The 1,775-nt window shown below is 61.6% G+C and carries 1 pseudogene; it reads left to right on the forward strand.

Annotated features, from left to right (window positions below):
* Window positions 1–51: 51 nt before the first annotated feature.
* Window positions 52–1,775 (forward strand): annotated as a pseudogene (locus tag CKW17_RS29435) (hypothetical protein); the annotation flags it as partial.

Genomic DNA, 1,775 nt, shown 5'->3' on the forward strand with positions numbered 1-1,775 from the left:
GCCGTTTAGCCGTTCAATCACTCCGTCCCCTTCCCGCACGGAGCCGATGCCATGTCGACGCCTGATCAGCCTCTCGCCCTCACAGAACTCAACATCCCCGGTCGCAGCAAGGACCCGGTATCGCAGGATCCCGATATCTGGGGCATCAACATCGCGGCCGCGCTGGGCAATTTTCCCTTTAACGGTCTGCTGTGCCAGGCCGGGCCGTGGGGGAACATGGCGCAAGGCGACAGTTTGACGATCTTCTGGGGTACCGGGCAGAACGTCTGGGTGGAAACTGTCGACGCGACCGAGGTCAACACGCAGCTGCGCATGTTCGTGCCTTCCCGGCACATGGTCGATGGCCGTTTTGCGGTGTCCTATGTGGTCAAGCCGTTGGGCGGCACGGATCAAGCGTCCGAAGTCATGCAGGTGCTGGTCAAACTCACGCGCCCGGGCGGCCATGACGACAACGGTGATGGCGGGCATTCCAAGCTGATCATGACGATTCCCAAGGAGATCGTTGACGGCGGCATCGACAAGGACAACGTCGCCGCTGGCGTGCCGATCAGTATTGGCAAGGCTGACGGCACACCGCCCTATCCCTTCGCGGCGGCGGGCGATGTCTGTCGTCTCAGCTGGGGCGGCATCTACGTGTTCAGTGCTGCGCTGACTCAGGAACAGGCCGAAGGCAAGGCGCCGATCATCATCAGCATCACGGAAGCGATAATCCGTGAGGCCGGTGATACGGATTTTCCCGGTATGGCCGTGGCGTTCGAGGTGTATGACAAGGTGCTCAATCGCTCCGAAGACTGGAGCCCCGAACAGCGTGTGGTGGTGGCCGTCGATGCGACCCGGCTGGACGCCCCCTTGCTCAAGGAAGCCAAAAACAATGAGCTGAATCTGGACGCCCTCGCGGGCCAGCCGGGGACTGCACAAATCGTCGCCAACCCGCCGAGATTCGAACTGGGCGACATCATCACTGTGCGGCTCAAAGGCACGCCAAGCGAGGGCGCACCGATTGACCTCGAAGTGGCAAGCAAACCGCTGGACAACCTGCCGAGTGTGGTCGAACTCGAACTGCCCAACGCAGCGCTGATGCAGCTGGCAACGAAAACATTCTCCTTGTCCTGCAGCGTGAAAAAAGCCGGCAGCCCTCCCCATCTGCACTCCAAAAGCCAGTTCATCAGCGCCATTGGCGAAGTCCAGCGCCTGGCCGCGCCGATCATGCGGGATGCCGTGTCCGGAACACTGAACCCCAACCTCGAACATGTGCGTGTCGAAATCCCCTTCGACAAATCCTTTGCCGAAGGCCAGGTCCTCAAGATATTCATGCTCGGCACCACGCCAGGCCTCAAGCCCTACCTGCCTGACCTGCCGACGCGCCTTATCACCCGTAACGACATCGTCGCGGCCCAACCGCTGCTGTACAACATCGACGGCAAACACCTGGCCCCGGTCAACGGCGGCAAGGCCGAGTTCTACTACCAGCAATTGATCGCCGAGACGGTGCTCGCCACGCTGGACCCGTACGAGACCACACGCGCCATTCGCGAGTCGATCCACACCGAGATCCTGCAAGTCGGCGAGGCCCGCCTGGAACTGCCGCAACCGGAAGTGGCCGGCGTGGTGAACGGCGTCCTGCCCGCCGACACCGCCGGCACCACCCTGACGGTGGTGTACACCGAAACGGTCAAAGGCGATGAAGTCTTCATGTTCTGGCACGGTTCGATCACCGGCGAATATACCGACTCGATCAAGCTGAACGAATTCACCGCCGGACAACCGGTGCCCTT

It is taken from the genome of Pseudomonas sp. Irchel s3f10, from assembly GCF_900187515.1.
Lineage (GTDB): Bacteria > Pseudomonadota > Gammaproteobacteria > Pseudomonadales > Pseudomonadaceae > Aquipseudomonas > Aquipseudomonas tensinigenes.